The following is a 23,924-nucleotide window of genomic DNA, read 5'->3' as shown; positions in this document are numbered from 1 at the left end:
GAGAGTGAAATGGGTTGGGACGTCGATCGCCGGACATTCGTCGGGGGCATGGGGGCGCTCGCCGTCGCGGGGATCGGGGGGCCGGCGCTCGCGAAGAACGGCAAGCCCTATAATGTGCTGATGATCGTCACCGATCAGGAACAGAGCATGGCGAGCTATCCCGCCGGCCTGCTCGAAAAGCTGCCGGCACACCGCGAACTGCTCGAACGCGGGCTGCTCGTCGAAAATTACCACGTCCATACCACCCCCTGCACGCCGTCGCGCTCGACGATCTTTCAGGGGCATCACACCCAGCAGACGGGGCTGTTCCTCAACAGCGACAACGCCCCCTATCCCGTCGCGGCCGAGGATATGCCGACGCTCGGCCACATGATGCAGGCCGCGGGTTATTATACGAGCTACAAGGGCAAGTGGCATTTGAGCCGCATCAATTTCGAACGCAACTGGACGCGCATTCCCGGCGGCATCTATCCGACCACCGAAAATGCGATGGAGAAATACGGCTTCCACGATTACGGCTTCGACGGCGAGGAAGTCGGGCTGACATGGGACGGCTATAAGGCCGACATGTTCGTCGCGGGCGACGCGGCGCGCGCGATCTTCGACTATGCGCGGCGCGACAAGGCGGGCGGCAAGCCGTGGTTCCAGGTCGTCGGCCTCGTCAATCCGCACGACATCATGTTCTATGACGCGACGGGCAAGCAGGCCGAAAGCCGTCCCGATCCGAACATATTGGGACCGCTCCGCCGCGAGCCCGGCGATCCGCTCTACGAGGTCGACAACAAGTTCGACCTGCCGGCGAGCTTCTACAAGGACGACCTTTCGACCAAGCCCGAGGCGCATCGCGCGATCGTGCGACTCAACGATCTCTTCTACGGCATCATGCGCCACGACGACGAGGAAAGCTGGCACCGCTTCATCAACTATTATTACAATTGCCTGCGCGACGTCGACCGGCGGCTCGGGCAATTGCTCTGGGCGCTCAAGGAGAGCGGCCAGATCGACAATACGATCATCATCTATACCAGCGACCATGGCGAGCGCGCCGGCGCGCACGGGATGCGTCAGAAGGGCGCGACGATGTATCGCGAGGAAACCAACATTCCGATGATCATCGCTCACCCCGATTTCGCGGGCGGGCGCACGACCAAGGGGCTGATGGGCGCGATCGACATCGCTCCGACGCTGATGAGCCTCGCGGGCCTGTCGGCGGACGAACAGGCGAGCCGCTTCCCCGGCCTTCCCGGCATCGACGTGTCGAGCCTGCTGTCCTCGCCGACCACAAAGACCGAGCGCGATCGTCAGGGGCATCTCTTCGACTATGCCGTCGTCCATTATTGGGAACCGACGAAGGATCGTTCAGCGACCCTCGCTTCGGGCGAACCCGATTATTCGAAGCGTTTCGACCTCAGCAAGCGGCGCCTTCACCGTGGTGTCCACGATGGGCGTTACAAGTTTGCCCGCTACTTCGCCCCGGCGCATCATCATATGCCGACCGACTGGCAGACGCTGACGGCGATGAACGACCTCGAACTCTACGACACCCACGCCGACCCCGGCGAAATCGTCAATCTCGCGCTCGATCCGAAGCACAAGGCGACGGTGATGAAGCTCAACAAGCAGACGAACGCGCTGATCGCGCGCGAGATCGGGGTCGACGACGGCCGCGAATATCCGGGGCCGACCGAGATGTATAACCAGCCGGCCTAACAGCTCCAGCGCGCGAAGATGGCGGTGGGGAGCAGCAATCCCCGCGCCTCTTCACGCACCGCAAGCTCGCCGCACTCGACCGTGCCCGGCAGGTGCGCCAGCGTCTGCGACAGCAATTCGCCGATCGCCAGCGCCGACATGCGCACCGCATAGACGGTCAGAAACAGCGCGCGGCTGTCGGCGTCGAGCAATTGCCCGCAATCGGCGAGTAGCGGCGCGAGCCCCTCCTCGATCTGCCAGCGTTCATTATTCGGCCCGCGTCCGAATTTCGGCGGGTCGAGCAGGATCGCGTCGTAACGCCGTCCGCGCCGCACCTCGCGTGCGGTGAACTTGCCGGCGTCGTCGACGATCCAGCGGATCGGCCTGTCGGCGAGCCCTGCAAGCTCGGCATTCTCGCGCGCCTGCGCCACCGATTTCTTCGACGCATCGACATGCGTGACCGCAGCGCCCGCCGCCGCGAGCGCCTGGCTTCCAACGCCGGTATAGCCGAACAGGTTCAGAAAGGCGGGATCGGGCGTGTCCGCAACCCTTTCGCGCAACCAGTCCCATACCGGCGCCATATCGGGAAAAAAGCCCAAATGCCGGAACGGCGTGCAACTTGCCGTAAAGCGCGTCTCGCGCCAGCCGAGCGGCCAGCCTTCGGCGGGCACGGGCTTATGGAAATACCAGCGCCCGCCGCCATCCTCGTCCGACGCGGGAACGAACTCGCCGTCGGCTGCCTCCCATTCGCTCGCGGAGAGCGCGGGCTCCCACATCGCCTGCGGTTCGGGCCGGATGAAGCGATAGGCGCCATAGCGTTCGAGCTTGCGCCCGCCGCCGCTGTCGATCAGCCCGTAATCGTCCCACCCCTCACCGACGAGCGTCCTTAGGGGCGGCAGATCAGCCACGGGCCGCTTCGGCGAGGATATAGGCCTTCACCGCATCATAGTCGCCGGGCAGCTTTTCATAGCGCTCTTCGCGGTCGAAAAGATTGCCGAGCCGCGCGGGCAGCGGCGGGCGCACGCCGCTCGCGCGCTCGACCGCATCGGGGAATTTCGCCGGATGCGCGGTCGCGAGCGTGACGACCGGCACGTCGGCGTCGATCTCGAGCGCGCGCGCCGCGGCGAGCCCGACCGCGCTGTGCGGGTCGATGAGCTGGCCCCCGCGCTCCTGCGCCCAGCGCAGCGCGAGCGCCATTTCGTCGCCGTCGATCCGCGCGCTCGAAAACAGGCGCCGGGCGCCCGCGAGCATGTCCTCGGGGATCGACATGGCGCGGCTGGCATCGAACTCGGCCATCATCCGCGTGATCGCGCCGCCGTCGCGCCCCGACAGGTCAAAGAGCAACCGCTCGAAATTGCTGCTGACCTGAATGTCCATGCTCGGCGTCGCGGTCGGCGTGACGCTGCCCGCGCTGTAATCGCCGCGGGTCAGCGCGCGGTGGAGGATGTCGTTGACGTTGGTCGCGACGACGAGCTTTGCCACGGGCAGCCCCATCTGCGCCGCGACATAGCCCGCAAAGACGTCGCCGAAATTGCCCGTCGGCACGCTGAAGGCGATCGCGCGATCGGGCGCGCCGAGACGGACGCCGGCGTAGAAATAATAGACGATCTGCGCCATCAGCCGCGCCCAGTTGATGCTGTTCACCGCCGACAGCGTGACCCGGTTCCGCGCCTCCTCGTCGCCGAACAGGCGCTTCACCATCGCCTGTGCATCGTCGAAGCTGCCGTCGATCGCGATATTATGGACGTTCGGCGCGAGCACCGTCGTCATCTGGCGCCGCTGGACGTCGCTGACGCGGCCTTCGGGATGCAGCATGAAGATGCGGATATGCTCGCGCCCCGCGACCGCCTCGATCGCCGCCGACCCGGTGTCGCCGGAGGTCGCGCCGACGATCGTGATGTCGCGGTCGCCGCCGGCGAGGAAGGTTTCGAACAGCTGGCCGAGCAGTTGCAGCGCGACATCCTTGAACGCCAGCGTCGGACCGTGGAACAGCTCGAGCAGCCAGTGACGATGATCGAGCTGGACAAGCGGCGTCACCGCATCGTGGCTGAAGCGGCCATAGGCGGCCCTGCACAGCGCACGCAGTTCGTCCTCGGACAATACGCCGGCGACGAAAGGCGCCATGATCCGCACCGCGGTTTCGACATAATCGAGCCCGGCGAGCGCCCGGATGTCGTCGGTGCCGAGCCGCGGCCAAGCGGCCGGGACATAGAGCCCGCCGTCGCTCGCCAGTCCGGCGAGGGTGGCGGCACGAAAATCGAGGGTCGGCGCAGAGCCGCGCGTGCTGATATAGTCCATGACGCAATGCGCCTAGCGGCGCGGCGTCAGCGCTGCAAGCGGCGGCGTAGCGCCAATATGTAGATCACCACCGCGATCGCCGCGAACAGGAACCATTGCACGGCATAGGCGAGATGATTGTTCGGCACGTCGGCACCGCTCGGCACCGCGCTCGCGCGCAGGCCCGGCGCGGGCGTGTCGGCGACGAGCATCGGCCGCGCCGGCACCGCGCGCCCCGTCAGCCGCTCGATCAGGCTCGGCTGCTCGGGACCGGGGACGATCGTTCCCTGCACCGTGCCGCCCTTCCACGCGGGCGGCGTGAAGTCGTCGGCGATGCCCATGTCGACGAGCGCGCCCGGCCCTTCGGCGCCGGTCCGGCAGTCGGCGATCATGCGGATGCCGCTCCCCCCTTCCCGCGCGGCACCGCTGCGCGGGAGCCAGCGCACCGGCTCGAGGCAGGTCACGCTGCTCTTGCGAAACAGCATCGCGTCGGGGACCGGGGCAAGAGCGGGATAGGCGACCGTCGCCGACATCGCGCGATTGCGTTCGTAGAGCGCGATCAGCGCTTCCTTCTCGCCCTTGCGCTGAAGCTGCCAGACGCCGAGCGCGACCATGATCAGCACCGCCAGCGCGACGAGCAGCGTCGGCACCAGCGGCCAGCGGCGCGGCAGAAAGGCAGGCTCAGTCATGGGGCTCGTCGTCGGCGCGCCGTCCTTCGGCCGCCTGCCGCTGATGCTCGCTCGCGAGCAGCGCGGCCTTGGCGATGCGCAGGCCATAGACAACCGCGGCGGCGGTAATCGGCACCCACAGGATGACATGGACCCAGAAGGGCGGCTCGAAGGCGAAATCGACGAGAATCGCGGCGACGACGATCAGCGCGCCGATAATCATCGTCAGGAAAGCCGCGGGTCCGTCGCCGACATTGTAGCTTTCGAAATCGAGTCCGCACACCCGGCAGCGCGGCGCAAACTTCGCCAGCCCTGCAAACAGCGTCTGCGCGCCGCACTGCGGGCACAGACCGAAAAGGGCAGCGCGCCCGACCGGCGGCTGCCCCTTCTCAATGTCGTTATCGTGCGTCAAATCAGTGCGCGGCGACCGGCGCGCCCCAGCCGCCCCAGACATAGACGATGATGAAGAGGAACAGCCACACGACGTCGACGAAATGCCAATACCAGGCCGCGGCTTCGAACCCGAAATGCTGCTGCGGCGTGAAGTGGCCCTTATAGGCGCGGACGAGGCAGACGATCAGGAAGATCGTGCCGACGAGGACGTGGAAGCCGTGAAAGCCCGTCGCCATGAAGAAGGCCGAGGTATAGTTGATCGTGCCGAACGGGAAGGGCGCGTGCGCATATTCATAGGCCTGGATCGCCGAGAAGACCGCGCCGAGGATGATCGTCGCCCACAGGCCCTTCTTCAGCCCCTCGCGATCGCCGTGGATCAGCGCGTGGTGCGCCCAGGTGATCGTCGTGCCCGAACAGAGCAGGATCAGCGTGTTGAGCAGCGGCAGCGAGAAAGCGTCGATGACGTGGATGCCGGCCGGCGGCCACTGGGTGATCGCGGCCGCGCCGTCCTGTCCGAAGAGCGAGGTCACCGCGCCGTCGACGATCTCGACCGGCACCGGAAAGAGCGAGAAATCGAACCACGCCCAGAACCAGCCGACGAAGAACATCACTTCGGATGCGATGAACAGGATCATGCCATAGCGCATATGGAGCTGCACCACCGGCGTATGATCGCCGGCATGCGCTTCCTTGATCACATCGCCCCACCATTGGAAGAAGGTCAGGATCACGCCCGCGAAGCCGAGGCCGAGCACCCATTTGCCGACGCCGCCGAAATGGTCGGCGTGCATCGCCATCACCAGCCCGAAGAACATGACGAGCGCCGCGACCGAGCCGATGAGCGGCCAGACGCTGGGGTTTACCAGGTGATAGTCATGATGTTTGGCACCGGCCATTTCGCAGTTCCCGTATTTGCCCCAGCTCGGCGATTCCCCATCGCCAGCCGGCCTGTTAGACTCTGTTGCTCGCGGCCTTAGCTCGCCTTTTTCCCGTCGTCCACAGGGTAGAAGGTATAGCTAAGCGTGATTTCCTGAATGTCGCGCGCGTCGACATCCTCCTTGATCTTGGGGTCGACGAAGAAAAGCACCGGCATCCGCACCTGCTCGCCCGGTTGCAGCGTCTGCTGGGTGAAGCAGAAGCACTGGATCTTCGTGAAATATTTCCCAGCCTGGTCGGGAGTGACGTTGAAGGCCGCGGTGCCCGTGATCGGCCGCGACGATTCATTCCTGGCGATGAAGATCGTCATGTCGCGCGCGCCGATCGTCACCGTGTCGCGCGGATGTTCGGGATAGAATTTCCACGGCAGCTTCGGCGACACATTGGCGTCGAAGCGCACCGACACCGTATCGCTGAGGACCTTCGGCTCTTCGGCGGCGGCGACCGGATCATAGCGCTGCGTCGTCCCGCCATAGCCGGTGACGCGGCAAAAGAGATTGTAGAGCGGAACCGCCGCGAAACCCAGGCCGACCATCGCCACCGCGATCGTAGCGGCGACGAGCGCAAGGCGCTTGTTCTTCCTGCGGATCGCGTCGCTCGTCATTTTGGCACCACCATGCGCGCCACCGTAATGAAGAAGAAGAGGAAAGCCAGACCGGCCAGAATCCAGCCCATCAGATTGGCGCGGCTGCGCTGGCGCCGGCGATATTCGGCTTCGTCGAAGGGCTCGGGCGTCGGTTCGTCGGTCATAGCGGCCACAGATGGTCGGCCACCACGGCGCCGAACAGGATGAAGAGATAGGCGATCGAAAAGGCAAAGAGCCGCTTTTCGGGCTGCATCCGGTCGCCCTCGCCCGCCGTGCGCAGCCCCACCGGCACCGACAGCAGCACGAAGGCCGCCGACAGCAGCACCGCCGTCCAGCCATAGAGCGCGCCGGCAAGCCCAAGCACCCAGGGCGCGATCGCGGCGGCCGCCATGATGATTGCGTAAAAGAGGATCTGGCGCCGCGTCGCGCGCTCGCCCGCGACGACCGGCATCATCGGAATCCCCGCAGCGGCATAGTCCGAGCGCACGAAGAGCGCGAGCGCCCAGAAATGCGGCGGCGTCCACAAGAAGATCAACAGGAAGAGCAGCACCGGCAGCGGCGCGATCGTGCCCGTCGCGGCGACCCAGCCGATCAGCGGCGGAAACGCCCCCGCCGCGCCGCCGATCACGATGTTCTGCGGGGTGCGCGGTTTGAGCCACATCGTATAGACGAGGACGTAGAAGAGGATCGAGACGGCGAGCAGCGCCGCCGCCTGCCAATTGGCAGCGAACAGCATCAGAAAGACCGAAAAGGCAGCGAGCCCGACCCCGAAATGGAGCGCGGTCTGCGGGTCGAGACGGCCCGCGGGAAGCGGCCGGTTCGCGGTCCGCTTCATCTTTGCGTCGAGACCCGCCTCATACCATTGGTTGAGCGCGCCCGATGCCCCAGCACCCAAGGCAATCGCGAGGATCGAGGAAAAGGCAAGCACCGGATGCATAGGCCCCGGCGCCGCGAGCAGCCCGCACAGCGCTGTGAAGACGACGAGCGACATTACGCGCGGCTTGGTGAGCGCGAACAGGTCGCGCCAGTCGGCCGGAAGCGTCATTGCGCCATGGGTCAGGCTCTGCGCCATGATGGTGTTCTTATAGCCTTTGGAGCGTCATTGCGAGCGAAGCGAAGCAATCCAGAGCCGTCTACGCCACACTGGATTGCTTCGCTTCGCTCGCAATGACGAATTTGGTGAGTTTGCCATGCTTCGACCCGCTTGAGAGGCGGTGCCCCCTGCCGCTTGTCGGCAGAGGGCACCGCCTGACAGGCGAAAATCATCACGCGATCCGCGGCAGTTCGTTGAACTGGTGGAACGGCGGCGGGCTCGACAGCGTCCATTCGAGCGTCGTCGCGCCTTCGCCCCACGGATTGTCGACCGCCTTCTTGCCCGCGACCAGCGAATAGATCACGTTCACGAAGAAGAAGACCATCCCGACCGCCATGATCGCATAACCATAGGACGAGATCAGGTGCCAATAGGCATAGGCTTCCGCATAGTCGGGATAGCGGCGCGGCATGCCCTGCTGGCCCAGGAAGTGCTGGGGGAAGAACAGGACGTTCACGCCGATGAAGAAGATCCAGAAGTGCAGCTGGCCCAGGACCTCGCTGTACATCCGGCCCGACATCTTCGGGAACCAGTAATAGAAGCCCGCGAACAGCGAGAAGACCGCGCCGAGCGAGAGCACATAGTGGAAATGCGCCACGACATAATAGGTGTCGTGAAGCGCGGTATCGACGCCGCCGTTGGCGAGCACGACGCCGGTGACGCCGCCGACGGTGAACATGAAGATGAAGCCGATCGCCCAGACCATCGGCGTCTTGAAGCTGATCGAGCCGCCCCACATCGTCGCGATCCAGCTGAAGATCTTGATCCCTGTCGGGACCGCGATGACCATCGTCGCGGCGGTGAAATACATTTTGAGGTTCACGCTCATGCCGACGGTGAACATGTGGTGCGCCCACACGATGAAGCCGACGACGCCGATCGCGACCATCGCATAGGCCATGCCGAGATAGCCGAACACCGGCTTGCGGCTGAAGGTCGAGATGATCTGGCTGACGATGCCGAAACCCGGCAGGATCATGATATAGACTTCGGGATGGCCGAAGAACCAGAAGAGGTGCTGGTAGAGCACCGGATCGCCGCCGCCCGTCGCATCATAGAAGGTGGTGCCGAAGTTGCGGTCGGTGATCAGCATCGTGATCGCCGCGGCGAGCACCGGCAGCGCGAGCAGCAGCAGGAAGGCGGTGACGAGCACCGACCAGACGAACAGCGGCATCTTGTGCAGGGTCATGCCCGGCGCGCGCATGTTGAAGATGGTGGTGATGAAGTTGATCGCGCCAAGGATCGACGCCGCACCCGCTAGGTGGAGCGAGAAGATCGCCATGTCGACCGCCGGACCTGCCGAGCCGCTGGTCGACAGCGGGGCATAGACGGTCCAGCCGGTGCCGGCGCCGTTGCCGCTGCCGCCGGGCACGAACATCGAGCCGACGAGCATGACGAAGGCGACCGCGGTCAGCCAGAAGCTGACGTTGTTCATGCGCGGGAACGCCATGTCGGGCGCGCCGATCATCAGCGGCACGAACCAGTTGCCGAAACCGCCGATCATCGCCGGCATGACCATGAAGAAGACCATGATCAGGCCGTGCGCCGTGATCATCACGTTCCAGAAATGCTTGCCCGCGACCTCGTCGCCCGCGCCGCCCATGAACTGCGCCCAGCCCTGGAGATACTGGATGCCGGGTTCGGCGAGTTCGAGGCGCATCATGCCCGAAAGCACGCCGCCGACGATGCCGGCGATGATCGCGAAGATCAGATAGAGGGTGCCGATGTCCTTGTGGTTCGTCGACATGAACCAGCGGACGAAAAAGCCCGGCTTGTGATCGTGATCGTCATGCGCATGGTCGGCATGGATCGGTGCAGTCGCTGCGATATCGGTCATTATTCTGGCCCTCGGCTTATCAGTTCGTCGTCGCCGGCGAAGCGGCGGGCGCGTCGCCAGCCGCCGTATCGGGCGTTTCGGCGGGCGCGGTGGTGCGGACGGCCGCAATCGGGCCTTCGGGAGCGGGTTGCGCCGCAGCGGGAGCCGCAGCCTCGGCGCCATCGGGGTTGCCGCCCTTCGAGCGGACCCATGCCTTCCACTTGTCCATCGGCAGCGCCTCGACCGCGATCGGCATATAGCCGTGATCGACGCCGCAAAGCTCCGAGCACTGGCCGTAATAGACGCCGGGCTTATTGACGGTGAAGGTCGTTTCGTTGGCGCGCCCCGGAACCGCGTCCATCTTGGTCCACAGCGCAGGGACCGCAAAGCTGTGGATCACGTCGGCGCCGGTGATGATCAGCTTCACCTGCTGGCCGACGGGGACGACCATGCGATTGTCAACGGCGAGGTGATAGGGCTCGCCCGACGCCTTCGCCTGTTCCTCGGTCAGCATCTTCGAGACATATTCGCCGATGCCCTGGTCGGGATAGGCATAGCCCCAATACCATTGATAACCGGTGACCTTGATCGTCAGCGCGTCCTTCTTGGGCGGTTCATATTGCGCCGCGAGCAGGCGGATCGACGGCACCGCGATCACCGCGAGGATCAAGACCGGGATCGCGGTCCAGATGATTTCGATGAAGGTGTTGTGCGTCGTTTTCGACGGAACCGGATTGGCCTTGGCACGGTAGCGGACGATCACCCAGAGCAGCAGGCCGAGGACGAAGAGCGAAATCACGGTGATGATCGGCAGCAGCACCACATGGCTGAACCAATAGGCCTGTTCGCCGATCGGGCTTTCCTGCGCCTGGAAGTTGATCCCCGCATCGACCGGCTGCCCGACGCCGGGGGCCGGCTTCATCGGCACATAGGTCGCGTCGCCCGCCGGAGCCGCTGCATCGGCCGCAGCCTGCGTCGCGGCGTCGGTTGCCGGAGCCGGAGTCGCCGAGGCCGTCGCCGCCGGCGCTTCGGCCGGGGCCTGCGCATGGCCCGCGCCCACCGCGCCCAGCGATAAAGCTGCCGCAATTACAAGGGTTTTCAAGCTCTTCATAAGGATTGTGCCGCCCGTTGCCTGTTGTCTTTATCGATCCCCCAACCCACCCCTCAGGATGCCGGACAATCGTCTCGGCGCCGCGCGGACGGGCTGAATCTCGCGGGGGCTATAGACCCGCTTGCCGCTTGCCTCAAGCATCTCTAACACTATTTTGCAGCGGGCAAATTTGCCCTGCCCGACCCCTGTCGCTGACCGCGGCGATGCAATGGAAAAAGAACGCTTCTCCCATGACCGACGACGAAATCCTGGCCGAGTTCCGCGCCGCCGACGCGCTGCTGCACGGACATTTCCTGCTCTCCTCGGGCCGCCACAGCGAATATTATCTGCAGTGCGCGCGCGTGCTGATGGACACCGAGCGCGCCGGGCGCCTCGCCGTCGCGCTCGCAGGCAAGCTGCCGCGCGATCTTCGCCATGCGATCGACCTCGTCGTCTCGCCCGCGATGGGCGGGGTGATCATCGGGCACGAAATGGGCCGCGCGCTCGGCAAGCCGGCGATCTTCGTCGAGCGCCCGACCGGCACTTTCGAGCTGCGCCGCGGCTTCGAGATCGAAAATGGCGCGAAAGTGCTGATGGTCGAGGATGTCGTCACGACCGGCCTTTCGTCGCGCGAGGCGATGGATGCGGTGCGCGCCGCGGGCGGCGAGGTGCTGGCCGAAGTCGCGCTCGTCGATCGCTCGGCGGGCAGCGTCGACCTCGGTGTGCCCTTCTATCCGCTCGTCGCGATCAACTTCCCGACCTATGCGCCGGACGAACTGCCCGGCCATCTTGCGGACACGCCCGCGGTCAAGCCCGGAAGCCGGAGCCAGACGGCTTGACCGCCTCCCCTTCCCCACACCGCCTGCGGCTCGGCGTCAACATCGACCATGTCGCGACGATCCGCAACGCGCGCGGCGGCGAGCATCCCGATCCGGTGCGCGCCGCCGAGATCGTCGCCGCGGTCGGCGGCGACGGAATCACCGCGCATCTGCGCGAGGACCGGCGCCATATCCGCGACGACGACCTCGCGCGCATCCAGGCCGCGACGGACCTGCCGCTCAATCTCGAAATGGCGGCGACAGAGGAAATGCTCGCAATCGCGCTGCGCCATGCCCCGCACGCCGCCTGTATCGTCCCCGAAAAGCGCGAGGAACGCACGACCGAGGGCGGGCTCGACGCCGCGGGGCAGCATAATCATCTCGCCCCGATCGTCGCGCGCCTCTCCGAGGCGGGCATCCGCGTCAGCCTGTTCATCGAGCCCGATGCGCGCCAGATCGAGGCGGCGATGCGGCTGAAGGCGCCGGTGGTCGAATTTCACACCGGCCGCTACGCCCATGCGGAGGGCGAAGCCCGCGCCGCCGAACTGCGCCGCCTCGCCGATGCGGCGGCGCTCGCGTGGAAGAACGGCATCGAACCGCACGCGGGGCATGGCCTGACCTATGACAATGTCATCCCCGTCGCCGCGATCCCGCAACTCGCCGAACTCAACATCGGCCATTATCTGATCGGCGAGGCGATCTTCACGGGGCTGGAAGACGCTGTGCGCCGGATGCGGGTGTTGATGGACGAGGCGCGGGGCTAGTGGGCAAGAATTTCGTCATTGCGAGCCCTTCGACTGCCTTGCAGGCGCTCAGGATAAACTCGCGCGTGGCGCGAGCGAAGCAATCCAGAGGCGGCCTTGCGCCGCTCTGGATTGCCGCGTCGCCTTCGGCTCCTCGCAATGACGGCCTGTGGGGGCCGTCATGATCATCGGCCTCGGCTCCGACCTGTGCAGCATCGAGCGCATCGAGGCGTCGCTCGCGCGCTTCGGCGAACGCTTCGAGATGCGCGTCTTCACCGAGATCGAGCGTGCGAAGGCGGCGCGGCGCCCCTTCACCCGCGCCGGCACCTATGCCAAGCGCTTCGCGGCCAAGGAGGCTTTCTCGAAAGCCGTCGGCACGGGCTTCAAGCGCGGCGTGTTCATGAAGGACATCGGCGTCGTCAACGCCCCCTCGGGCGCCCCGACGCTCGCGCTCACCGGCGGCGCGGCCGAGCGGCTCGCGGCGATGCTCCCGGCGGGGCACCGCGCGCAAATCCATTTGACGCTGACCGACGATCATCCGTGGGCGCAGGCCTTCGTCATCATCGAAGCGATACGGGACGAATGATGGCGAAGAAACGAAAGCGCGCTGCCGACGACGGCAGCTGGGGCAAGTTCATCCGTGACATCATCGTGATCCTGCTGCTCGTGCTCGGGATTCACAGCTGCGTCGCCAAGCCCTTCTATATCCCGTCGGATTCAATGATGCCGACCTTGCGCAACGGCGACCGGCTGATCGTCAGCAAATATCCCTATGGCTGGTCCTATGCCTCGGTGAGCTTTCATCTCGCACCCAGGATGCAAGGCCGGCTGTTCGGCAGGCTGCCGCAGCGCGGCGATATCGTCGTGCTCGAACATCCCGACACGCGCATCGACTATATCAAGCGCGTCATCGGACTGCCAGGCGATACGATCGAACTGCGCGGCGGCGCGCTGATCATCAACGGCAAGCCGATCAAGCGCGAGGTGCAGCCGATGCTGTCGATCCCCGTCGATGCCAATCTGCCCGGCCCCGATTCGAGCCTCTATCGCTTCGTGCGGCGCGGCGACGACGGGCGCATGATGCTCGAACTGCCCGTGGTGCGCGAAACGCTGCCCGGCGGCGCGACCTTCGACACGATCGACATGGGCCCCGGCTATGCGACCGACGATTATGGGCCGATCACCGTCCCCGCCGATCATCTGTTCCTGATGGGCGACAACCGCGACGGCAGCGCCGACAGCCGCGTCCCCGTCGCGATGAAAGGACTCGGCGGCCCGGTCCCCTTCGAGGCGATCGCCGGCCGCGCCGAAATCATCAGCTTTTCGACCGACGGCACGACCCAATGGTACAACCCATTGAGCTGGATTCGCGGGCTGCGGTCGGGCCGCGCCGGAACCGATCTTCATCCGCCGCGTGAAGAGGCGGTCGTCAACAGGGAGTGACGGGTATGGCGGAAACGGGGGAAACGGCAGGATCGCGCCGAAGGCCGGACAGCCAGGCGCCCGGCCCGGCCGAAATCCGCAATCAGCTCGTCCGCACCGAACTCGTCAAGGCGAGCGTCTGGCTCGGCCTCGCGCTGTTGATCGGCGCGTGCATCGTGCTGATCCAGCCGATCCTGCTGATCTTTGCGGGAATCGTCGTGGCGGCGATGCTCGACGGGGGCACGCGCCTGCTCGGCCGCGCGCTGCCGATCGGGCGCGGCTGGCGGCTGTTGATCGTCTGCCTGTGCCTGACCGCCTTTCTGTTGTGGACGATCCTGTTCGCGGGCTCGCAGATCGCCGATCAGGCCGCGACGCTGCAACGGGTCGTGATGGCGCAGATCGACCGCGTGGCGGCGTGGGCGAGCGATCACGGGATGGGCAATCTCCAGCTCGATACCAAGACGATCACCGACAATCTTGCGGGCACCGTCGGTCGCGTGACCGCGGCGCTCGGCACGGTGGTCGGCGCGCTGACCAGCCTCGTGATGATTATGGTGCTCGGCCTTTTCCTCGCAATCGAACCGCGGCTCTACGAACGCGGTGTCGCGTGGATGCTGCCGGTGAGCGCGCGCAAGGACTTCTATCTCACCACCGCGCGCATGGGCTTTACCCTGCGCCGGCTGATGGCGGGGCGGCTGCTCGGCATGGCGGTCGAAGGGGTCGGGACCTGGCTCGCCTGCCTCGCCGTCGGCATTCCGATGGCAGCCCTGATGGGGCTCCTCACCGGCCTGCTCGCCTTCATTCCCAACATCGGCGCGATCGTGTCGGGCGTGCTGCTTGTCCTTGTCGGTTTTTCGGCGGGGACCGACACCGGCCTTTGGGCGATCGTCATTTATTTCGCCGTCCAGACGATCGACGGCTATGTCATCGTGCCGATGGTCGCGAAGCAGACGGTCGATCTCGCCCCCGCGCTCGTTCTCGGCGCGCAGATATTGCTCGGCACGCTGCTCGGCATCCTCGGCCTGTTCCTCGCCGACCCGCTCGTCGCGATGACCAAGGTCGCGCTCGAACGCGAGGCCGAGCGCAACGCCGCGGGCAAGCCCAAACGAAAAACGGCGGCGAGCCTCTGATCGAAGCGTCGCCCCAGCGGAGGCGGGGCGACGGCATGGCTATGGCTGCGGTGCGCCCGGCGGCGGGCCGCCCGGACCACCGGGGCCGCCCTGCATCTGCATCTGCTGCATCTGCTGCATCATCGCGCGCACTTCAGCGGCGTTGCGGAAGTCGATCAGTTCGACATCGAAATAGAGCGTGCTGTTCGGCGGGATCGGACCCGCGGCCTGATCGCCATAGCCCTCTTCGGGCGGGATCACGATCTTGTATTTGCCGCCGCGCTGCATCTGCTTGAGCGCCTTCGAAAAGCCGGGGACCGAGCCGGCGACCGGCAGCGGCGCCTGTTCCTGCTGGTCGAACACCGTGCCGTCGGCCAGCTTGCCGGTATATTTGATCAGGACCATGTCCTCGTCGGTCGGGCTCGGGCCTTCGCCGGGCTTGACGACCTCGACGGTCGTGCCGCGCTCGATCGTCTGGCACCAGGCGACGCCCACCGCCAGCGCGACCAGCGCCGCGAGGCCGATCCAAAGCAGCCACAGCCCGCCCTTGCTCACCGGGCGCAATGGAACCGTCGTCACACTCATCGTCGCTGATCCTTCCCTGGCGCCACCGGGCGCGAATGTCGGCGCCGCCTATAGGCGGAGCGACGTGGAAGGGTCCAGAGGCAAATGTGCGCGGGGAGTGGGAGAGGCGACGGCTTTGGGGTGGGGAGCGGACGTCGGACAAAACCCCTCCTCTTCAGAGGAGGGGCAGCGAGACTTGCGAGCTTGCTCGCTAGTCGCAGCGGGGTGGTGCTAGACGTCTTGCGCGCTATCGCGCGCCACCACCCCCAACCCCTCCTCTGAAGAGGAGGGGCTTATGAACGACCCCTCCCGCCCGAAACCCGTCGTTCCCAACGAAAAAGGGCGCCGCGTTGCCGCAGCGCCCTCTTTTCGAATCAGGATCCCGAACGGGAAGACGGTCTTACTTGATCCCGTCGCGTTCCATCCGCTTGCGCTCCATCTTGCGGGCGCGGCGGACGGCGGCGGCGCGTTCGCGCGCACGCTTTTCGCTCGGCTTCTCGTAGTGACGGCGCAGCTTCATTTCGCGATACACGCCCTCGCGCTGCAGCTTCTTCTTGAGCGCGCGAAGGGCCTGGTCGACGTTGTTGTCGCGAACGATGATCTGCATATGCCGTGTCGTCTCCTGTTCGTTCCGGCAGCCTTGGTTTCGGGAAAATCCCCGATCGCCCAAGACCATCAATATTCGGGCAATAAAAAGAGCGCCGCGAAAGCGCGACGTTCCGTTGCAGCGCCACTAGCGGGATTCGCGCCGAAATGCAAGCCCCCGCGCGACGAACCGCGTCCGTGCCGCATCGACGACCGGCGGCGACCCTCGCGGGATTGTGCCGCCCCCTCGCTCTGTGGCATAGGTAGCAGGACGAAACCGACAGGTGAAGAGGATCAAGGCCATGGCAACCCAGCTCAAGCGCAACAGCAAATATAGCGAAGCCGAATGGACGGCGCGGCAGGAACTGGCCGCCTGCTATCGAATCTTCGCGATGATGGGCTGGGACGAGATGATCTTCAACCACATCACGGTGAAGGTGCCGGACGAGGACGGCAGCTATCTGATCAACCCCTATGGCATGCATTTCAGCGAGGTCACGGCATCGACGCTGATCAAGATCGACATCGACGGCAACAAGGTCGACGAAGACAATCCTTGGCACGTCAACAAGGCGGGCTTCGTCCAGCACAGCCTGTTCCACCGCGAGTTGCCCGATGCGCACGCGATCATCCACACGCACACGACCGCGACGATGGCGGTCTGCTCGCTCGAGGGCGGGCTTCAGCCGACCAACTTCTATGCGTGCAACTATATGGGCCAGATCGGCTATCACGACTTCGAGGGCGTGACCGTCCGTGAAGAGGAAGGCGAGCGATTGCTCGAAAATCTGGGCGACAAGCGCATCCTGATGCTGCGGAATCATGGACCGGTCGTGATGGGCAGGACGCTCCCCGAAGCCTTCATCAAATATTGGGCGCTCCAGCGTGCATGCGAAATCCAGCTCGCGACGATGAGCATGGGCAAGCCGATCCTGATCGGCGACGATGTCGTCAAGGTGCACCAGCGCGACCTGTATCAGGCACAGATCCCCGGTGGTGCCGGCCGCGCCGAATTCGACGCGATGGTGCGCAAGGTCGACAAGCTCGACACGAGCTGGCGTGACTAATCCGGCGGCGGCGCTACGAAGGCCGCTATGACGAAATTCTCGGTCAACGACCGTCCGGTCGAATATCGCATGGACCCCGACACGCCGCTGCTGTGGGCGCTTCGCGACGCATCGAACCTGACCGGCACAAAATATGGCTGCGGAACGGGCGACTGCGGCGCCTGCACCGTCGATATCGACGGCGAGGCGATTCGCAGCTGCCTGGTCACCATCGCCGAGTGCGAGGGGCGGCTGGTGACGACGATCGAGGGCCTGTCGCGCGACCGCAGCCATCCGGTGCAACAGGCGTGGGTCGCCGAACAGGTGCCGCAATGCGGTTTCTGCCAGTCGGGGATGATCATGGCCGCGGCGGTGCTGCTGCGCGGCAACAGCAGCCCGAGCGATGCCGAGATCGACGCCGCGATGACCAACATCTGCCGCTGCGGCACCTATCCGCGCATCCGCGCCGCGATCCGCCGCGCCGGGCGCGTGTTGCGCGGCGAGGAACGGATTGCCGCCGCGCCGCCCCCCGGCATCCGGCCCGAGGACGCCGCGCGCGCCGTCCCCGCGCTGCACCCGTCCCCGGACTCCTGATCGCGCACCAAAGCTGAACGAAAGGCAACATCGCGGTTCAGCACCGACTCATTTCGTCATCGGTAAGACTCGCTTTATCTTCCCGGCTGGCGTGCCAGCGAACGGGACCCGAATTGGAGACGATCTGATGAAGAAGATGTTCGGCGGGCTGCTGATGGCAGCGACGATCCTGACGCCGCTCGGCCCCGCCTTTGCGCGTCCCGACAGCCCGGCGCATTCGGCGCAGCGCGGCGACCGCGGCCACCGCGGCTCGGGCGCGAGCCACCAGCAGCGCAGCCCGCAGCGTAACGAAGCACGCAGCCGCCCCGCGTCGCGCCCGCACTATCAGCAGCGCCGCGTCGAACGGCCGCAGGCGCAGCGGAATGTGGAGCGCCGAGCGGTTTCGCGGCCGCAATCGACCAGCGCGTATCGCGGCCGCGGCGAGCGAGCCGGCAACGACAGGCGCCATGGTGGCTACGACCGCAATCGCAGCCAGCGCGAGCAGTGGAACCGCAACGACCGCGGCCGTGGCGACAGTCGCAACTGGAATCGCGACGATCGCGGCCACAACAATGACCGTGACCGCTACGACCGCCGCAATTGGAACCGTAATGACCGGAACCACAACGATAGCCGCAACTGGAACCGCAACGACCGGCGCAACGATTATCGGTGGGACCGGAACCGCAACGACTATCGCTATCGCGGCGACCGTTCGCGCGGCTGGAACCGCGACTGGCGCCACGACCGGCGCTATGACTGGCGCAGCTACCGCAACGTGCATCGCAGCTATTACCGCCTGCCGCGCTATTATTCGCCCTATCCGCACTATGGCTATCGGCGTTTCAGCATCGGCTTCACCCTGGGTTCGCTCTTCTATGGCCAGCGCTACTGGATCAACGATCCCTGGTATTATCGCCTGCCGCCCGCCTACGGCAATTATCGCTGGGTCCGCTATTATGACGACGCGTTGCTCGTCGACATCTATTCGGGCCGGGTGGTCGACGTGATCTACGATTTCTTCTGGTAATATTCCTTTCGGTTACCGGAAGCACACTGAAGGGCCGGCGTCATGCCGGCCCTTCTTTTATGGACTTGCCCTCCCCGCCCCGCCGCGCCACGATCATGCGCAGAAAAAGGGGAGCGATATGCGCAAGATCACCATGCTCGTCGCGGCGGCCCTCGCCCTGGCGACGGGCGGCGCCGCGAGCGCCAAGACCACCGTCATCTATGCCGGAAAACTGATCGCCGACGCCGACAAGGGGGTGCAGGGCCCCTCGACGATCGTCGTTACCGACGACCGCATCACCTCGATCACCGCCGGCCGCGCCGAAGCGCCGGCAGGCGCCGAAATCGTCGACCTTGGCGACAAGACCGTGCTGCCCGGCCTGATCGACCTCCACGTCCATCTGACCGGCGACCCCGGCGGCGATTTTCGCAGCGAAGCGGTGGAGCCCGACGAATGGGGTGTGGTGGTCGGCACCAAGAATGCGCGCCTGACGCTCAGGGCCGGCTTTACCACGGTCCGCGAAGCCGGGTCGGCGCAATATACCGCCTTCGCGCTGCGGCGCGGCACCGCCGAAGGATTCGTCGAAGGACCGCGGATCATTGCGGCCGGCCCGTCGCTTTCGATCGTCGGCGGACACGGCGACGTCACCGGCTTTCGCGAAGACATCCACGCGGTGCTCGACCAGGGCTATAGCTGCACCGGCGCGGTCGAGTGCGCCGAAAAGGTCCGCAAGGCCTCGCGCGCGGGCGCCGACGTCATCAAGATCACCGCGACCGGCGGCGTCCTGTCGCAGCAGGGCCGCGGCCTCGGCGCCCACTTCACCGATGCCGAGATGGAAAGCATCGCCCAGACCGCGCATTCGCTGGGGCTCAAGGTGATGGCCCACGCGCATGGCGCGCGCGGCATCGAAGCGGCGTCGGCCGCGGGGATCGACAGCATCGAGCACGGCACCTTCGCCGACGACGCGGCGCTCAAGGTTATGAAGGCGAAGGGCACCTACCTCGTCCCGACGCTGATGGCGTTCGAGGGGGTGCGCGAGCGGCTCGGCAAGGGGATCTATACGCCGACGGTCGAGGAAAAGGTGCGCATGACGCTGGGCACGGTCGGGCAAGCGGTCGGCAAGGCCAAGGCGCTCGGCGTTCCGATCGCTTTCGGCACCGATGCGGGCGTGTTCGAGCACGGCCGCAATGCCGGCGAATTCGCGCTGCTGGTGAAGGCGGGGCTGACCCCGCGCGAAGCGCTGGCGAGCGCGACCACCGTCGCCGCGCGCCTGCTGTCGATGGAGGATGAGGTCGGCCGCCTCGCCCCCGGCCTGTCGGCGGACATCATCGCGGTATCGGGCGATCCGCTGTCCGACGTGACGGCGCTCGAAAAGGTCGACTGGGTGATGGCGCGCGGCCGGATCGCCGACTAGAGCAGTTTTCGACCAATCTGGGTCGCCGGGACGGAGCCGATTTTGGCCCAGCGCGAGAAGCGAGGAGCCGTGCGATGCGGGACATCGTGCGCGACGAGCGACGCTGCGATGGGCCAAAACCGGCCCGCCGCCGGGCGGTTGCGCCAGACAGCCCGCTGGACAGCGTTGCGTCGCTTGCAGGGGCAACCAGCCCCTGCCGCACGCCGACGCCTCGCCAGCGGGCTGTCTGGCGCAATCACGACGACCCAGATTGGTCGAAAACTGCTCTAGGGTCAGGCGGCGCGGCCGACTGCGGGCCGGGCCGCCGCCCGCCCTGCCCCGCCTTTGCCGATCAGTGTTTCGAGCTCGATCGCCCTGGCGAACTGCACCCCGACGCGGTTGCCGTTCGACCAGCGCACGCGCGCTTCGATCCGCAGCCCGTCGCCGAACGCGAGGGTCAGCGGCGTATCTTCGGGCACGTTCCACAATCCTTCGATCAGCGCGCCGCCGGTCGACACGTTGCGGACGAGCGCCTCATAATTGTGACCGCCGCTCGCCACCTCGATCGTCCGCAAGATATGCCGCCGCGGCGCCCGCGCGCTCTTGTAGCCGCGCGCGACGACATGCCCGTCCTTCTCGCCGATCAGCGCGAGAATCTCGTCCAGGTCCATCGGCTTGCCATAGATATAGCCCTGGACATGGCTGCACCCCAGCCCCCGGACCAGCGCGAGGTCGTCGTGGGTCTCGACCCCCTCGGCGGTCGTCTCCATGTCGAGCGCGGTCGCGAGGCCGACGATCGACGAGATGATTGCGGCGTTCATGCTGCTCTTGTCGGCGGCGCCGAGGACGAAGCTCTGGTCGATCTTGATCTTGTCGAACGGCGCCTTCTTCAGATAGCCGAGCGCCGAATAGCCGGTGCCGAAATCGTCGAGCGCGAGGCGCACGCCGGTGCGCTTCAGCCGCTGGAACATCGCCAGATTTTCCGGGCTCTCGTCGAGGAACACGCCCTCGGTGATCTCGAGCTCCAGCTGTGCGGGCTCGATCCGCGATGCCGATACCGCGCTCATGATCGTCGCGGGCAGCTTTTCGTTGGCGAACTGGCGCGGCGAGACGTTGACCGCGACGCGGTAGCCGGGGCCGATGCGCGCCACCGCGTCGCATGCCGTGCGGATGATCCATTCGCCGATCGGGACGATCAGGTTCGATTCCTCGGCGATGGGGATGAACTTCGAAGGGCTGACGACCTTGCCGTCGCCGCGTCGCCAGCGGATCAGCGCCTCGAAGCCCGTGATCTTCTCGCGCGCGACATCGACGATCGGCTGATAGAGCAAAGTCAGCTCGTCTTTCGCGAGCGCGTCGCGCAGCGCATCTTCGATCGCCTTGCGCTCGCTCGCCTGATTGTGCATCGCGTCGGCATAGAAGCGATAGACGCCGCGTCCCGCATCCTTTGCCGCATAGAGGGCAAGGTCGGCGTTGCGCACCAGCGCCGAAGCGCCGACGCCCGCGCCGCTCGACACCGCAATGCCGACCGACGAGCCGATACGCACCTGTTCGCCCTCGATGGCGAAGGGTTTTGCGAGGCTCAGAATGATCGCATTGGCGATGCTCGCCAGCTTTTCGGGCTGGGTGATTTGCGGCAGCACGATCTGGAACTCGTCGCCGCCGAGCCGCCCGACCTGCCCCTTGTCGCCGATGATCTGGGTGAGCCGCGCCGCCGCCTGCTGGAGAAGCTGGTCGCCGACCGGATGGCCGAGCGTGTCGTTCACCGCCTTGAAGCGGTCGAGGTCGAGCAGCAGCAGCGCGCAGGGTTGCGGCTGGCCGATGTGGTTCTTTAGTGCGCGCTCGAGCAGGTCGGTGATCTGCAACCGGTTGGCGAGGCCGGTGAGCGTATCGTAGCGCGCGAGCTGGTTGATCGCGCGCTCCGACTTCTTCTTTTCGGTCAGGTCGGTGCCGCTGCCGCGAAACCCCTGAAAATTGCCATATTCGTTGCTGATCGGCTGACCCGAAATCGACCACCAGCGCTCCTCCCCGGGCACCGCCGCCTGCACAGTCAACTCCTTGAACGGCGTCCGCGACGACAGGCTGAAGCCGAGCGTCCGCTCCTCGCTTTCATCCCTGCCGACGCGCTTGCGGATCAGGTCGGTGAACGGCCGGCCGAGCAGGTCGGCAAGCGGCCGATCGAGCTTCGCCGCGATCGTCGGCGAAATATAGACGAGTTGGCCATAGCGATCGGTTTCCCAGAACCAGCCGCGCCCAGCGCGTTCGAAATCGCGCACCAGATTGAGCGCGCGCTGCTGCTCGCTGACGACGATGCGAGCATTGCGCGTCGCGCGGCGCTGATGCCTTATGTCTTCGCGCATCATCACCATCAGCAAGGCGAGGAATATGAGCGCCGCGATCGCAAAGGGCCACGATGCGACCCCGATCGCGCCGCCAAGAGCGGTCGCGCCGGCAAAGGCGAAAAAGGCCGGGCGCGCGATCGACGAGGCCGAAGCGGCGACGAGGATCGCGCCAAGATGGATCGCGGTAAAGGCGCCGAAGACCAGCCGTTCGTCGGGCACCGCGACCGCCGCGAACAGCGCCGTGGAGCCGAGCAGGCTGCCGAGCGCAACGAGGATCATCGCGGTCGCCGCGATCCGGCGCGGATGCCTGAGCAATCGTCCGCGCGGCATTCGCATCGCCTGTCCGATCACCGTCAGGGCCACGTCGCACGCTATGCCGGCGCCGAGCACCGGCGCATACCAGCCGGTTTGCAGAAAGCCCGCAAGGCCGGGGAAGAAGGCGAAGGCGAAAAAGGCGAGCGTACGGCCGACGAGCACATAATGCCAGAGCTGGGCGACGCGGATCAGCCGGGCGACCAGACCGGGTGAACCGAACAGCGATTCCTCCCCGCTCGTCGAGCGCGCCAACGAGCGCAATATCGCCTCCTTACTCCCCAAAATCCGCCGTTCCTGCTGCTTTGGACTGGGTTGGAGCCCTCTCAGAAAGGGGTTTCCAAATCCTTATGCGGGCGCGTTCATTTGCGCCGAAGCTGTGCCAAAACGGAAGGACTTTGGTTTCGCATCGCAACTTGTTATGCTGTGTTATGCCCGCCGTTCGCCTCTTGCCGCCCGACCGCTTTTTCGACCGTTCCGAATGGGCGGCGATCACTCGCGCTTCGCCCTGGCGCGGCATCTGGCTCGTCGCGCATGCGTGGATCGTCACGGCCGTGCTGCTGGGCGTCGCGGCCTGGTCGCAGAACCCGCTCGTCTGGCTGCTTGCAGTCATTTTCGTCGGCGGACGGCAGCTGGGCCTTGCCATCCTGATGCACGACGCGGCGCACGGCGCGCTGCATCCGAACCGGAAAATCAACAATTTCCTCGGCCAGTGGCTCACCGGCGCGGCGACCGGGTCGGACCTGATCGCCTATCGCACCTATCATCTGCAGCACCACAAATATACGCAGCAGGCCGAAGACCCCGACCTGTCGCTGTCGAAGCCCTTCCCCACCACCCGCGCGAGCCTGTGGCGCAAGGTCGTGCGCGACCTGACCGGCCAGACCTTCGTCAAGCAGCGCCGCGCGCAATTCGGCTATGCCTGGATCGGCCTCAAGGCGATGCTGCGCGGCGAGGCGGCGGACAGGCGCGGCGGCACGCGCGCGGGCACGCCGTTCAACAAGCAGTCCGACGACGGCATGACGTCACCCACCGCCGATCTTGCGGGCGCGATGGCGGTGACGCGCGCGGTCGGGCGCTTCCTGCTCGTGCAGGCGGTGCTGCTCGCAGCCTCGCTCGCGCTTTACGGCTGGACGCCGTGGCTGCTCTGGATCGCGGCGATGGCCACCACATTCCAGCTCTACCTGCGCGTCCGCAACATCGCCGAACATGCCTGCACGACGACGGGCAGCGACGATCCCTTCACCCATGCGCGCACGACCCGCGCGAACTGGCTGGAGCGCGCGACGGTCGCTCCATATTGGGTGAATTATCACGCCGAGCACCATCTGTTCATGGGGGTGCCTTGCTATCGCCTGCCGCAAGTCCACGCCGCGCTCGGCCGTGCGGGCAAGCATGACGCGATGACGATCGCGCCGGGTTATGCCGCGGTGCTGCGGCAGGTGACGGCGAAAGCTTAG

24 protein-coding genes are annotated in these 23,924 nt (G+C 65.9%); 11 read left to right on the top strand and 13 right to left on the bottom strand.

Going from position 1 to position 23,924, the window contains the following annotated elements; translation table 11 throughout:
- Positions 1-9: 9 nt before the first annotated feature.
- The gene (locus KNJ79_RS08470; RefSeq protein WP_317153572.1) at positions 10-1,710 is read left to right on the top strand and encodes a sulfatase-like hydrolase/transferase; all 1,701 of its coding nucleotides are present in this window, start codon (positions 10-12) and stop codon (positions 1,708-1,710) included.
- Here KNJ79_RS08470 and KNJ79_RS08465 read toward each other — a convergent pair.
- From KNJ79_RS08465 to coxB, 10 genes are all read right to left on the bottom strand, one after another.
- Entirely contained in the window at positions 1,707-2,597 is an 891-nt protein-coding gene (locus KNJ79_RS08465; protein WP_317153571.1) for a class I SAM-dependent methyltransferase, read from the bottom strand. The two genes, KNJ79_RS08470 and KNJ79_RS08465, sit on opposite strands and share 4 nt — an antisense overlap.
- Positions 2,590-3,987: a threonine synthase gene (gene thrC / locus KNJ79_RS08460; RefSeq protein WP_317153570.1), complete on the bottom strand. Its 1,398-nt coding sequence runs from the start codon at positions 3,985-3,987 to the stop codon at positions 2,590-2,592. Before thrC ends, KNJ79_RS08465 begins: the two co-directional genes overlap by 8 nt.
- A gap of 26 nt (positions 3,988-4,013) precedes the next feature.
- On the bottom strand, positions 4,014-4,655 hold the full coding sequence (locus KNJ79_RS08455) for an SURF1 family protein (RefSeq protein WP_317153569.1): 642 nt from the start codon (positions 4,653-4,655) through the stop codon (positions 4,014-4,016).
- Positions 4,648-5,046 carry a DUF983 domain-containing protein gene (locus KNJ79_RS08450; RefSeq protein ID WP_317153568.1) on the bottom strand — a complete coding sequence of 133 codons (399 nt, stop codon included), beginning with the start codon at positions 5,044-5,046 and terminating at the stop codon, positions 4,648-4,650. The genes KNJ79_RS08455 and KNJ79_RS08450 overlap by 8 nt, the downstream gene beginning before the upstream one ends.
- Before the next feature lies 1 nt (position 5,047).
- Complete coding sequence (locus KNJ79_RS08445) at positions 5,048-5,923, bottom strand: cytochrome c oxidase subunit 3 (RefSeq protein ID WP_089214329.1); 876 nt, start codon at positions 5,921-5,923, stop codon at positions 5,048-5,050.
- Positions 5,924-6,000: 77 nt separating this feature from the next.
- Entirely contained in the window at positions 6,001-6,567 is a 567-nt protein-coding gene (locus KNJ79_RS08440; protein ID WP_317153567.1) for a cytochrome c oxidase assembly protein, read from the bottom strand.
- A complete protein-coding gene (locus tag KNJ79_RS08435; RefSeq protein ID WP_317153566.1) occupies positions 6,564-6,713 on the bottom strand; it encodes a hypothetical protein in 150 nt (49 codons plus the stop codon). Before KNJ79_RS08435 ends, KNJ79_RS08440 begins: the two co-directional genes overlap by 4 nt.
- Positions 6,710-7,621 carry a heme o synthase gene (locus KNJ79_RS08430; RefSeq protein WP_317153565.1) on the bottom strand — a complete coding sequence of 304 codons (912 nt, stop codon included), beginning with the start codon at positions 7,619-7,621 and terminating at the stop codon, positions 6,710-6,712. The genes KNJ79_RS08435 and KNJ79_RS08430 overlap by 4 nt, the downstream gene beginning before the upstream one ends.
- A 193-nt stretch (positions 7,622-7,814) precedes the next feature.
- Positions 7,815-9,479 carry a cytochrome c oxidase subunit I gene (gene ctaD / locus KNJ79_RS08425; RefSeq protein ID WP_089214326.1) on the bottom strand — a complete coding sequence of 555 codons (1,665 nt, stop codon included), beginning with the start codon at positions 9,477-9,479 and terminating at the stop codon, positions 7,815-7,817.
- 19 nt (positions 9,480-9,498) lie between these two features.
- Positions 9,499-10,569 carry a cytochrome c oxidase subunit II gene (gene coxB / locus KNJ79_RS08420; RefSeq protein WP_317153564.1) on the bottom strand — a complete coding sequence of 357 codons (1,071 nt, stop codon included), beginning with the start codon at positions 10,567-10,569 and terminating at the stop codon, positions 9,499-9,501.
- A 230-nt stretch (positions 10,570-10,799) separates the two neighbouring features.
- On the opposite strand from coxB, the gene pyrE reads away from it, so the two are divergent.
- The 5 genes from pyrE (at position 10,800) to KNJ79_RS08395 (ending at position 14,661) form a co-directional block, all read left to right on the top strand.
- Positions 10,800-11,387 (top strand): orotate phosphoribosyltransferase, encoded by a 588-nt coding sequence (gene pyrE, locus KNJ79_RS08415; RefSeq protein ID WP_317153563.1) that lies wholly within the window; start codon positions 10,800-10,802, stop codon positions 11,385-11,387.
- Positions 11,384-12,130 carry a pyridoxine 5'-phosphate synthase gene (locus KNJ79_RS08410; RefSeq protein ID WP_317153562.1) on the top strand — a complete coding sequence of 249 codons (747 nt, stop codon included), beginning with the start codon at positions 11,384-11,386 and terminating at the stop codon, positions 12,128-12,130. The genes pyrE and KNJ79_RS08410 overlap by 4 nt, the downstream gene beginning before the upstream one ends.
- A 160-nt stretch (positions 12,131-12,290) precedes the next feature.
- Positions 12,291-12,695, top strand: a complete 405-nt coding sequence (gene acpS / locus KNJ79_RS08405; protein WP_089214760.1) for a holo-ACP synthase — start codon at positions 12,291-12,293, stop codon at positions 12,693-12,695.
- Positions 12,692-13,552 carry a signal peptidase I gene (gene lepB / locus KNJ79_RS08400; protein ID WP_317153561.1) on the top strand — a complete coding sequence of 287 codons (861 nt, stop codon included), beginning with the start codon at positions 12,692-12,694 and terminating at the stop codon, positions 13,550-13,552. Before acpS ends, lepB begins: the two co-directional genes overlap by 4 nt.
- 5 nt (positions 13,553-13,557) lie before the next feature.
- Positions 13,558-14,661 carry an AI-2E family transporter gene (locus tag KNJ79_RS08395; RefSeq protein WP_317153560.1) on the top strand — a complete coding sequence of 368 codons (1,104 nt, stop codon included), beginning with the start codon at positions 13,558-13,560 and terminating at the stop codon, positions 14,659-14,661.
- A 39-nt stretch (positions 14,662-14,700) separates the two neighbouring features.
- On the opposite strand, the gene KNJ79_RS08390 is transcribed toward KNJ79_RS08395, so the two are convergent.
- Both KNJ79_RS08390 and rpsU read right to left on the bottom strand, forming a co-directional pair.
- Positions 14,701-15,225 carry an FKBP-type peptidyl-prolyl cis-trans isomerase gene (locus tag KNJ79_RS08390; RefSeq protein ID WP_317153559.1) on the bottom strand — a complete coding sequence of 175 codons (525 nt, stop codon included), beginning with the start codon at positions 15,223-15,225 and terminating at the stop codon, positions 14,701-14,703.
- A gap of 379 nt (positions 15,226-15,604) precedes the next feature.
- Complete coding sequence (gene rpsU / locus KNJ79_RS08385; RefSeq protein ID WP_003047635.1) at positions 15,605-15,811, bottom strand: 30S ribosomal protein S21; 207 nt, start codon at positions 15,809-15,811, stop codon at positions 15,605-15,607.
- A 280-nt stretch (positions 15,812-16,091) separates the two neighbouring features.
- Here rpsU and KNJ79_RS08380 point away from each other — a divergent pair, with 280 nt between their 5' ends.
- From KNJ79_RS08380 to KNJ79_RS08365, 4 genes are all read left to right on the top strand, one after another.
- The gene (locus KNJ79_RS08380; RefSeq protein ID WP_317153558.1) at positions 16,092-16,856 is read left to right on the top strand and encodes a class II aldolase/adducin family protein; all 765 of its coding nucleotides are present in this window, start codon (positions 16,092-16,094) and stop codon (positions 16,854-16,856) included.
- A 27-nt stretch (positions 16,857-16,883) separates the two neighbouring features.
- Positions 16,884-17,429 (top strand): (2Fe-2S)-binding protein, encoded by a 546-nt coding sequence (locus KNJ79_RS08375; RefSeq protein ID WP_317153557.1) that lies wholly within the window; start codon positions 16,884-16,886, stop codon positions 17,427-17,429.
- Between the two features lie 127 nt (positions 17,430-17,556).
- Entirely contained in the window at positions 17,557-18,438 is an 882-nt protein-coding gene (locus tag KNJ79_RS08370) for an RcnB family protein (RefSeq protein WP_317153556.1), read from the top strand.
- A gap of 118 nt (positions 18,439-18,556) precedes the next feature.
- Complete coding sequence (locus tag KNJ79_RS08365; RefSeq protein ID WP_317153555.1) at positions 18,557-19,831, top strand: metal-dependent hydrolase family protein; 1,275 nt, start codon at positions 18,557-18,559, stop codon at positions 19,829-19,831.
- 272 nt (positions 19,832-20,103) lie between these two features.
- Here KNJ79_RS08365 and KNJ79_RS08360 read toward each other — a convergent pair whose 3' ends face one another.
- Positions 20,104-22,728, bottom strand: coding sequence for an EAL domain-containing protein (locus KNJ79_RS08360; protein ID WP_317153554.1), 2,625 nt, complete (start codon positions 22,726-22,728; stop codon positions 20,104-20,106).
- A gap of 167 nt (positions 22,729-22,895) precedes the next feature.
- On the opposite strand from KNJ79_RS08360, the gene KNJ79_RS08355 reads away from it, so the two are divergent.
- Positions 22,896-23,924: a fatty acid desaturase family protein gene (locus KNJ79_RS08355; protein ID WP_317153553.1), complete on the top strand. Its 1,029-nt coding sequence runs from the start codon at positions 22,896-22,898 to the stop codon at positions 23,922-23,924.

Origin of the sequence: Sphingopyxis indica (assembly GCF_032879645.1) — a bacterium.
Taxonomy (GTDB): Bacteria; Pseudomonadota; Alphaproteobacteria; order Sphingomonadales; family Sphingomonadaceae; genus Sphingopyxis; species Sphingopyxis indica.
The sequence above is the reverse complement of the archived record's forward strand: the minus strand, read 5'-3'. Positions and strand labels throughout refer to the sequence as shown.